Source organism: Corallococcus sp. CA053C (genome assembly GCF_003611675.1).
GTDB lineage: Bacteria > Myxococcota > Myxococcia > Myxococcales > Myxococcaceae > Corallococcus.
In genome coordinates this window covers 1-8,664 of sequence record NZ_RAWA01000420.1, presented here as the reverse complement: position 1 = coordinate 8,664, position 8,664 = coordinate 1, and the positions used below count along the sequence as shown (strand labels likewise).

Here is an 8,664-nt window from a genome sequence, read left to right as displayed (position 1 = left end):
CAGGTACCCGGACCCACCCGTCACCAGCACCACGTCGTCCTTCAGCGCCTCGTGCATGCTCCACCCACCTACCTGCTCCGCGGGGAGTAGGTTTCAAAAGGAGAGCGTGTATATGTTGGTAACCGACGCGCACTTCAAGAAGGCACCTGGATGAAACTCGGTCACCTCGACCTCCCCTCCGAAGTCTGTCGCTCGGTCGGCGACGTGCTCGGCCGCATCGGCGACAAGTGGTCCGTGCTGGTCATCGTGATGCTGGCGGATGGCAGCCTGCGCTTCAGCGAGCTGCGCCGGGCCATCGGCACGGTGTCGCAGAAGATGCTGACGGCCACGCTGCGCGGGCTGGAGCGCGACGGCTACCTCACGCGCACCGTCACCCCGACCATTCCCCCCCGGGTGGACTACGCGCTGACGGAGATGGGCCGCGACGTGCTGACGCCACTCAACGCCCTGGCCCACTGGGCGCTCGCGCGCCGCGAACAGGTGGAGGCGGCTCGCAGGGCCTACGACGCGACCGCGAAGGACGCGGCGGCGCCAGACGAAGCGGCGACCTGAGACACAGCACGCCAGGAATGTGTCACCGCCGGGAGATCCAAACGTGCCCGTCGTGCGTATGGATGGGCGCGAGGGTTCCCATGCGGGTTTCCACGTGGGTCTGAACCCGTCGCGCGATTTCTTTCTGATCAGAAAATGCGACCCGGGCCACTCGGGGATGAACAGCCGTCGTGGAAACTTCCGCCCTACGCCATGAGAGGGCGCGGCATGTCAAACACGACAACCTTGCACGTGAGGCAAACTTGCAAGGAATTCCATGTTGCGCGTTATCATGGACAACGACACACACGCAGGGCCGACCTGGAGGATGTCATGTCCGGACTGACGATGATGATGGATGGCCTGGTGCACACCGCGGATCTCGAGTGGAAGCCGCTCGGACCTGGAACCGCCTACCGCCTGTTGCGCGTGAGTGCGGAGACCGGCGTGTGGAGCGCGATCCTCAAGATGGACAAGGGCGCCGTCTTCGCCCCGCACAAGCACCTGGGCCCGGCGGAGATCTTCATCCTCTCCGGCTCCACGCAGGACCGCCACGGCACCACCCGCGCGGGTGACTACGAGTTCGAGCCGCTGGGCGCCGAGCACCCCGCCACCACCGCGCTGGAGGAGTCGCTCGTCCACTTCACCGCGCACGGCCCCATCGCCTTCCACGACGAGAAGGGCCGCATCGCGATGCTGCTGGACTCGGAGTTCTTCCTGAAGGCCCAGGAGAAGGCGCCCGAGTACAGCATCAAGAAGGCGGCCTGACGCCTTGGCAGGGACACCGGGCCTGACGCACGGTGTCTCTGTTTCACGGCGAAGCGGTTGCTGTCTTTGAAGTCCAGCGGCCCCTTCAGGCCGCTTCGAGCAGGCGCAGGAAGGCCCGGGCCGCGTCGGCGTCGCTGATGCGCCCCAGCCCCTCACCCACCTGCAGCTCCGTGGACACGACGCCGGGCACGCGCGTCTGTCCGAAGCCTCCCGCCACCCACACGCGGTCCTCGCGCGCGATGCGGTCGCGCTGGCGGCTGTACACCCCGGGTGAGCCGCGCAGGAAGACGTGGAACATATTCGTCTGCACGGGCTGCGGCAGCACGGTGACGCGTGGGTCCGCCGCCAGCAGCGCGGTGAGCGCCTTCGCGCGCTTCACGTGGGCCGGGATGGCGGCCAGCGCCGCGTCCAGGCGCATGGCGGCGGAGGCCACGTAGGGCGCCAACTGGTACAGGTTGCCGCCGTGCCGGTGGCGCCACACGCGCGACTCGCGGATGAAGTCGCGGCCGCCCACCAGCATCGCGCCGCCAATGGCACCCACCATCTTGTAGAAGGACACGTAGACGGAGTCGAAGCCCTTGCAGATGTCCGCGTAGGAGCGACCGTAGAAGGGCTGGCTCTCCCACAGCCGCGCGCCGTCCATGTGCAGCTTCACCTTGCGCTCGCGGCAGGTGCGCTTGAGCGCGGTGAGCTGATCCCACGTCTGGAGCTGCCCGCCCAGCCACCGCACCGGCAGCTCCACGCTGACGGTGCCCAGCGCCTCCCGGGCCTGCGCCACGTCGTCGGCCAGGAGCGGCCGCGTCCAAGGGCCCAGGTACACCGCGCGCAGCTGGTGCAGCACCGCATAGCTGTCGTCCTCGTGCAGCACGTGGTGTGACGACGGGTGCACGCCCACGGTGCGCGGGCCGCCCGCGTCCGCGTAGATGCGCAGCGCGATGAGCTGGCCCATGGTGCCGGTGGGCATGAAGCACGCGTCCTCGAAGCCGAGCAGGTCCGCGATGCGCTTCTCGAACGCCTGCACGAAGTCGCCGTTGCCGTACACGTCGCTGGACAGGTGCTGGCGCTGCATCCACTCGCCAATGCGCACGTACTCCGCGCCGTCCTCCGCCGTGGAGACCGCGGACAGCGACGCGGTGCAGCCCCGCCGCAGCTGTTCGTACTCCGCCTGCGAGGGCTGCGCGCTCCCCACCACGCCGCCATCCGTGGCCGGTGTGGCGCGAACGGGCGCCACGCCCCCATCCGAGGCTGGGGCCGCGTCCGCCCGCGACGGGAACAGCGTGGAGCCCGCGAGCAGGCTGGTGAGTGCGAGGAACTCCGACCGGCTGAAGCGACTGTCCTTCATGGGCCCATCCCTCCTGAAACCACGTTCAAAGCCAGGTGGCGTCCTTGCGCCCCAGTCCCGCCAGGGCCAGCTCCGCGGCGCGCACCCCGAACCAGTTGGCCTCTTCGAAGAGCGCCATCCCGCCCAGGTCCGTGTGCGCGAAGTGCAGGTGCTGACCCAGGCTCTCCTGAGCGGCCTTGCGCGCCTCGCCCCAGAGGAAGCCCGGCTGGGGCCGCACCATCGCGTGACCCCAGCGCTGCACCTCCAACCGCTGCGTGAGCGCGCCCAGGCCCGGGTGCGCCGGCAGCAGGTCCGCCATCACCAGCGCCTCCCAGTCCCCGTACGTGGCGGAGAGGGCTTTATTGCGCTCGGCCTTCACGTCCGCGCCGGCCATGGGCAGGTACCACGTGAGCACCGTGGGGCCGCGCTCGTCCTGGCGCAGCGCCTGGTGCGTGGCCACCACGTAGCCCAGGCTCTGGCTCTCGTAAAGGACGTTGTCCCACGCGAGCGGGAAGCCGCGCGACGCGGGCGGCCCCGACAGCGTCAGGTTCGCCACCACCCACGGGCTGTACGCGAAGGCGTCCATCCACGCGGGCCGGGCCTCGCGCCACGGCGCCACCACGTGCGCGGCGACGAAGCGGGGACACGCCAGCACCACCTGCCGGGCCTGGAAGCCCCGGGGCGCTCCGGTGCGAGCGTCCAGCGCCTGCACGCGACAGCCCCCTGCCCCCGGCTCCACCGTGTGCACCAGCACGTTGGCTTCCACCTGGCGCGGACCCAGCGACGACAACAACTGTCGCACCAGTCGGCCATTGCCCTCGGGCCAGGAGAGGAACCCGTCGCTGCGCTCGCCCTTGCCGTTCTGCCGCGCGGCGAAGTACCAGATGCCCGCCCAGGCGGAGACGTGCTCGGCGGTGGTGCCGTAGTCGTCGCGGCACGCGTAGTCCACGAACCACTTGAGCCGGGGTGAACGGAAGCCCTCCGCCTCCAGCCACCGCGCCATGCTCACCGCGTCCAGCGCCGTCCACTCCGCGTCATCGCTGGAGAGCGCCACGGGCACGCAGAACGCCTTGCGCCCCTTCGCGTCGCGCGCGGCGGCGAAGGCATTCATCCTCGCGTCGAAGCGCTCCAATTCCTCCAGGTCCTTCGCGCTCGCGCCCGCGCGCAGGTACAGCCCCTCGTACCAGTGGCCCCGGTAGAAGAGGCGCTCGTCGGGCTCCTGGATGAGCAGCTCCTCCGCGAACGACGGACGGCCCTCGTCGTCCACGCCGGTGACGGCGTCCATCTCCCGGAGCAGGCGCATCACCGGCCCGCGGTCCTCCAGCGGCGACGGCAGGTAGTGCGCCCCCCACGGGAACGCGGACACGCTGTTGCGCCCCGAGCGCGACGTGCCCCCGGCCTCCGCCTCCAGCTCCACCACGCGCACGTCCTTCACGCCCGCTCTGGCGAGACGCCACGCGGCGGACAGCCCGGCCGCGCCCGCGCCGACAATCAGCACGTCCACGGGTTCGAAGGTCTCAGCGCGCGGCAACGGGCCGCCCCTCAGCTTGTGGCCGGTGTCCACCGCGCGGTCCACGATGGCGCCCGGCACCGGCGCTCGGGGCGCCTGCTGGCGCTGACAGGCGCTCGCGACGGAGGCACCCAGGAACGCGGCCACCAGCTCGCGCCGCGTCAGTTCCACCGACGCCATTCCTCTTCGTAGTAGTGCACCAGCACCTGGTTGTTCAGCCGGTTCACCTCCGCCGGCAGCGGCGCCATGTCCGGCGCGAAGTGCGTGAGGGAGTCCAGCGTGTCCTCGTCCAGGAACGTGAGCCCCTCCGGCAGCGGGCGGTACCGGCCGGGCTGCTCCTGCGACACCATCACGTAGCCCCACTCGCCGAAGGACGGCACCAGCGCGTGGTACGGCTGCGTCCAGAAGCCCGCCGCCTTGAGCGTGTTCTCCACGCACCAGAACGAGCGCCGCGCGAACAGGGGGCTGGTGCTCTGGATGACCGCCACCCCGCCCGGCGACAGACGCTTCTTCAGGATTTTGTAGAAGCCCGTCGTGTACAGCTTCCCCAGCGCGAAGTTGTTGGGGTCCGGGAAGTCCACCACCACCACGTCGAAGGAGCCCGTGCCCTCCGACAGGAACTGCATCGCGTCCGTGTTGATGACGCGCATCTTCGGGTGCGTCATCGAGTGCCCGTTGAGCGCCGCCAGTTCCTTGTAGCCCGTGGCCAGCCCCGTGATGGCGGGGTCCAGGTCCACCAGCGTGACGGACTTCACCTCCGGGTAGCGCAGCACCTCGCGCGCCGCGAGCCCGTCACCGCCGCCCAGGATGAGCACGTTCTCCACCGAGCGCGCGCGCACCATGGCCGGGTGCACGAGGGACTCGTGGTAGCGGTACTCGTCGATGCTGGCGAACTGGAGGTTGCCGTTGAGGAACAGCGAGAAGCCCCGCTTGCCGCGCGTGACGATGATGCGCTGGTACGGGGAGCTGGTCGCGTGCACCACCTCGTCCGCGTAGAGCTGGTCCTCGTAGAACGTGGTGAGCCGGTCCCCCAGCGCGAAGCACACGAGCAGCCCCGCGCACAGCACCACGGCCTTGATGCGCAGGCGCACGGGGTTCGCGAGCACGGGCGCGAGCAGCCACGTGCTCCACAGCCCCACGCCCGCGTTCAACAGGCCGAAGAGGAGCGACGTGCGCACCAGGCCCAGCTTCGGCACGAGCAAGAGCGGGAACGCCACGCTCGCGGCCAGCGCGCCCAGGTAGTCGAACGTCAGCACCTGGCTGACCAGGTCCTTGAACTTGAGCTGGTCCTGCAGGATGCGCAGGAGTAGGGGAATCTCCAGCCCCACCAACGTGCCAATGGCCAGCACGCTGCCGTAGAGGACCACGGGGAAGACGCTGGTGAGCGTGAAGGTGAGGAAGAGCATCGGCGCGCACAGGCCGCCGACGAGCGCCACCGCCAGCTCCACCTCCACGAAGCGCTGTGCCACCCCGCGCTCCACGAAGCGCGACAGGTAGCTGCCGATGCCCATGGCGAACAGGTAGCCGCCGATGACGGTGGAGAACTGCGTGATGCTGTCCCCCAGCAGATAGCTGGCGAGCGTCCCGACGATGAGCTCGTAGATGAGCCCGCACGTCGCGATGACGAGGACGGTGAGAAAGAGCAGCGTCTTGTTCAAAGCGTCACGTCGTTCAGCCGCTGATGGCCGCCGCGATGATGATGGCCAGGCCCAGGATGAAGGAGCCGATGACGATGCCCAGCGCCGTGTTCTGGTCGGCTTCAATCTCCTTGTGCACGTCGTACGGGAGGATGAGCCGGATGACGAAGAAGCCGGCGACGAACACCGCCAGCCCGATGATCGAATAGATGACGCTCGCCAGCACGCCCTGCAGCGTCACCACCACTCCGAGCAACAGCAGCATCACTTGCCTCCCATGAATCCGCCGGTCCACAGCAGCACGCCGCCGGGGCCGCGCCGCACATCGCCCGTCACCCGGCCGCGCTCCTCGCCACTGAACGGAGCCCAACCGGTATAGGTCGCCCACCCGTAGGCCAGCAGCACCAGCCCGCCAAGGTACTTCATCGTCCACCTCCGTCCGCGCTCACCGCGGGCCTACTGCAGGTTGCTTTCCTTCCAGCGCTCGGTCTCGAAGCCGTTGGCGCCAATGAACGACAGCCCCGGCGACAGCAGCAGCAGCACCAGCGCGATGACGAACCAGCTCTCGTTGGGCGTGTCGTGCGTCAGCGTCACCCGGTACCCGATGCCGCCCCGGGTCGCCACCTGGAGCCCCAGGTTCGGGTCGAACGACGTGGTGGTGCGCAGCACGTACTTCCCCGCGGGCACCGTGGACAGGAACACGCTGCCGCTGTTGCCGCCCTCGCTCCAGGAGCCGTCGCTGTCACGCCCGTGGTAGTAGCTGATCTCCTCGTAGAAGCTCACCACGTCCTGCGTCTCTTGGTTCACCAGGTCGCCCTGCACGCCCACCCACGCGTTGTCGAGCGCCTCGGTCATCGCCACCTGCACGCGGACGTTGCCCGCCCGGGTGAGTTCGAACGGTTCGCTGAACACCATGGAGGCGGGGGTGCCCGACGCCGCGTCTCGCGGCACCTTCACCAGCAGGTCCAGCACCTGCGCGTTGAGCGCCCGCGCGTGGAGGAAGGCCGACAGCGCGAGCAGCCCCACCACCCAGATGCCCGTCCACGCGAGCGTCTGCATCAGCTTCTTGCGGCGCGTGTTCGGCTGGCTGGGCGCGATGCCCCGGGGCGCCGGCAGCTTCTCCTTCAGCTTGAACGCGGCCTGCACCTGCTCCGGCGTGAGGTACTCGCCGTGGGTGTACGTCACCTCGTTGTCGGTGGAGTCCTCGTTCACGGAGTACGGCGGCGCGACGTACTCGGTGGCGCGCGCCGTCTCGCCCTGGAACACCTTCCAGTAGAACTCGCCCACCACCGCGTCGGTGACGGCGGTGACGGACTGGAAGGCCTTGTAGCGCCGGCCCTGATAGTGCGCGGAGGTCTGCGGCACCACGTCCGCGTCGCCCGCCGCCAGGGGCTTCAGGAACACCCAGTGGCCGTTGGACTCCATCAGCCAGGTGAAGCCGCGCGTCGGGTGGTAGAGCAGGTACTCCAGCCACGGGTAGCGCGTGCCCTCCACCACGCACGAGCGCTCCTGGTAGCCGATGACGATCCACTCCACCCCGTCGAGCGTCCCCTTCATGCCCAGCGACAGGTCCGCCCGGAGGTCCGGCTTCTGGAGCAGCTTGAGGAACGCCAGCTTGCCGTCGCGCACGTCCAGCAGCGCGCCGCAGTACGGGCACGCCACGCGCATCGTCTGGTCCGGCGCGCGCAGCTCCAGCGGGCCGTTGCACTGGGTGCAGCGCGCCTGCTGCAGCGTGGCCTTGCGCACGCGCGGGCGCAGGTCGTTGGCCGGGATGCCCAGCTGCGACAGCTCCAGCTTCTGCCCCAGGAACATCTCCGGGTCGCGGTCGCGAGTGCCGAAGTCCAGCGTGACGAACAGGCCCCGGGGGCCGGTGGCGTCCACGTAGTAGGAGTCCTGCGTGGGGTCCACGTCGCTGGGGAGCTGCCCTTCCGCCGCGACCACGCGCCCGTGGCCCCGCTCCTCAATCACCAGCGGGCGGTTGCGCAGGCGCAGCCGGTCACCGGGGTGGAGCGCGTCCAGCTCCAGCCCCTCCTCCACGCCCGCCTCGAAGAGCAGGTGGAAGGCGCCCTCGGACTCGCTGAGCCAGCCGGAGCGGCCGTCGGACATCTCCACGAACCACTCGTCCCAGGGGCCGGCGCCGTGGTCCTTCTGGAGGTGGCCCACGAGCTGGTACGAGGTGCTGTTGACGCGCCCCTCCAGGCCCAGGCGCAGCGGGGAGTCGGTCTCCACGATGCGGGCCACCTTGCCGTGGGACTCCAGGTCCACGCCGGTGCGCGCCACCATCGTCTGGCAGTGGCCGCACACCACCACCTGCGCCGAACCGACGGTGAACTCCACGCTCGCCCCACACGACGGACACGCCCCCTGCGTCACGCCTCCACCCCTCTCGACAGCTCTCGCACGCGGCAGGACGTGGCGCCCAGGTACCGGGCCGCCAGCGCGGCGAAGTCCGGACAGGCGCGGGTGCGGCAGCAATAGACGTTGAGCGCGGCGAAGCCGTGCTCCGGGAAGGTGTGGATGGCCAGGTGGCTCTCGGCCAGGAGCGCCAGGCCGGTGATGCCCCCGGGCTCCGGGAAGACGTGCCACTGGGGCTGGCCCACGACCTTGAGGTCCAATGCGACGACGAGCGCCTCGAAGAGGGCCGCCAGGGCGGGCGCGTCCTTGAGCCGTTCCGGCGCGCAGCCGCTCGCGTCAACCAGCCATTCCTGTCCGGTTGTCACAGGGAAAACCTCCGGGGATGGCTGGACTCTTTAGCACGCCGTGGCCGGGTCGAAAGCCGCTAGGATGCGACCGCCATGCGCACCCGATTCCTGACCATTGGTTTCCTCTGCCTCGCCCTCACCGCGTGCTCCAAGGACAAGGAGTCCGAAGGCAAGGCCTCCCCGCCCCCCACGGGC

The 8,664-nt window shown here is 69.6% G+C and carries 9 protein-coding genes; 2 read left to right on the top strand and 7 right to left on the bottom strand.

The window, feature by feature from the left end:
* Nucleotides 1-150 precede the first annotated feature (150 nt).
* Together D7V97_RS35820 and D7V97_RS35815 are read left to right on the top strand one after the other, a co-directional pair.
* The gene (locus D7V97_RS35820) at nt 151-552 is read left to right on the top strand and encodes a helix-turn-helix domain-containing protein (protein WP_199729050.1); all 402 of its coding nucleotides are present in this window, start codon (nt 151-153) and stop codon (nt 550-552) included.
* 312 nt (nt 553-864) lie between these two features.
* Nucleotides 865-1,299, top strand: coding sequence for a cupin domain-containing protein (locus D7V97_RS35815; RefSeq protein WP_158623528.1), 435 nt, complete (start codon nt 865-867; stop codon nt 1,297-1,299).
* A gap of 85 nt (nt 1,300-1,384) precedes the next feature.
* On the opposite strand, the gene D7V97_RS35810 is transcribed toward D7V97_RS35815, so the two are convergent.
* From D7V97_RS35810 to speD, 7 genes are read right to left on the bottom strand one after another with little or no spacing between them, the layout of a single operon-like run.
* Entirely contained in the window at nt 1,385-2,641 is a 1,257-nt protein-coding gene (locus D7V97_RS35810) for a low specificity L-threonine aldolase (protein ID WP_120615109.1), read from the bottom strand.
* Between the two features lie 25 nt (nt 2,642-2,666).
* A complete protein-coding gene (locus D7V97_RS35805) occupies nt 2,667-4,310 on the bottom strand; it encodes an FAD-dependent oxidoreductase (RefSeq protein WP_120615108.1) in 1,644 nt (547 codons plus the stop codon).
* On the bottom strand, nt 4,292-5,788 hold the full coding sequence (locus D7V97_RS35800) for a polyamine aminopropyltransferase (RefSeq protein ID WP_199729049.1): 1,497 nt from the start codon (nt 5,786-5,788) through the stop codon (nt 4,292-4,294). The genes D7V97_RS35805 and D7V97_RS35800 overlap by 19 nt, the downstream gene beginning before the upstream one ends.
* A 13-nt stretch (nt 5,789-5,801) precedes the next feature.
* Nucleotides 5,802-6,029, bottom strand: a complete 228-nt coding sequence (locus tag D7V97_RS35795) for a DUF350 domain-containing protein (protein WP_120615111.1) — start codon at nt 6,027-6,029, stop codon at nt 5,802-5,804.
* Between the two features lie 2 nt (nt 6,030-6,031).
* Nucleotides 6,032-6,193, bottom strand: a complete 162-nt coding sequence (locus tag D7V97_RS45480) for a hypothetical protein (protein WP_199729048.1) — start codon at nt 6,191-6,193, stop codon at nt 6,032-6,034.
* Between the two features lie 30 nt (nt 6,194-6,223).
* Nucleotides 6,224-8,140, bottom strand: coding sequence for a DUF4178 domain-containing protein (locus D7V97_RS35790; RefSeq protein ID WP_120615106.1), 1,917 nt, complete (start codon nt 8,138-8,140; stop codon nt 6,224-6,226).
* The gene (speD, locus tag D7V97_RS35785; RefSeq protein WP_120615105.1) at nt 8,137-8,487 is read right to left on the bottom strand and encodes an adenosylmethionine decarboxylase; all 351 of its coding nucleotides are present in this window, start codon (nt 8,485-8,487) and stop codon (nt 8,137-8,139) included. The genes D7V97_RS35790 and speD overlap by 4 nt, the downstream gene beginning before the upstream one ends.
* Nucleotides 8,488-8,664: the final 177 nt, after the last annotated feature.

Excerpts from the sequence above, each read along its gene's own strand:
- D7V97_RS35820 (WP_199729050.1), top strand. The coding sequence starts at position 151 with ATGAAACTCGGTCACCTCGACCTCCCCTCCGAAGTCTGTCGCTCGGTC.
- D7V97_RS35815 (WP_158623528.1), top strand. The coding sequence starts at position 865 with ATGTCCGGACTGACGATGATGATGGATGGCCTGGTGCACACCGCGGAT.
- D7V97_RS35810 (WP_120615109.1), bottom strand. The coding sequence starts at position 2,641 with ATGAAGGACAGTCGCTTCAGCCGGTCGGAGTTCCTCGCACTCACCAGC.
- D7V97_RS35805 (WP_120615108.1), bottom strand. The coding sequence starts at position 4,310 with ATGGCGTCGGTGGAACTGACGCGGCGCGAGCTGGTGGCCGCGTTCCTG.
- D7V97_RS45480 (WP_199729048.1), bottom strand. The coding sequence starts at position 6,193 with ATGAAGTACCTTGGCGGGCTGGTGCTGCTGGCCTACGGGTGGGCGACC.